Raw genomic sequence first — 612 nt, 5'->3', positions numbered from 1 at the left:
AAAACGCCTTATGAAATATTCTTTAATGTAGTGTTGCACTTAATTTGACAATTCAAGTATTTAAAACATAACAATCTTAGTTAGGTGCAAACATAAATTGAATTAAAAATACAGTCAATTCAACAACAGCAGAAATTGATTTTATGGTTATCAGCAGACCGAGTGAAACGAGGTCAATGCGCACTTACACATAGAATTTATTCTATGTTGTGCTAGACCCATTAAAAACCTGTATCAGAAGTCGCCGTTGGCGACAACAAAATCAAACTAATTTACCCAAAATCAATTTGGTTCAACATGTTTTCTGTACTTGCTTGATCCAAGCCTAAATAAGCTAAAGTCATTGATTCACTTGAGTGATTTAGTAAGTGCATGACTAGGCCAATATTGTAATTTGATTGCGTGTAAACACGATAAGCCCCAGTTTTGCGCATCGTATGAGTACCTAGATAATTAATTCCTAATAGATCGCCAACCTTACTCATAATTTTGTAGAACTGTTTTTCAGTAATATGGCGTTCTGGGTGTTGAATGGACGGAAAGAGCCATTCAGATTCTAGTTTATGATCAAGCAGCCATTGACGGTACAATAAGAGCTCTGTTTGAACAGGT

At 35.1% G+C, this 612-nt stretch carries 1 protein-coding gene; it reads right to left on the bottom strand.

What is annotated here, in order from left to right:
• Positions 1–272: 272 nt before the first annotated feature.
• On the bottom strand, positions 273–612 hold a 340-nt coding region (locus FD20_RS12025), incomplete at its 5' end, for a tyrosine-type recombinase/integrase (RefSeq protein WP_157060931.1).

Origin of the sequence: Liquorilactobacillus uvarum DSM 19971, from assembly GCF_001434935.1 — a bacterium.
GTDB classification, from domain to species: Bacteria; Bacillota; Bacilli; order Lactobacillales; family Lactobacillaceae; genus Liquorilactobacillus; species Liquorilactobacillus uvarum.
This window is presented reverse-complemented; position numbering and strand designations above follow the sequence as displayed.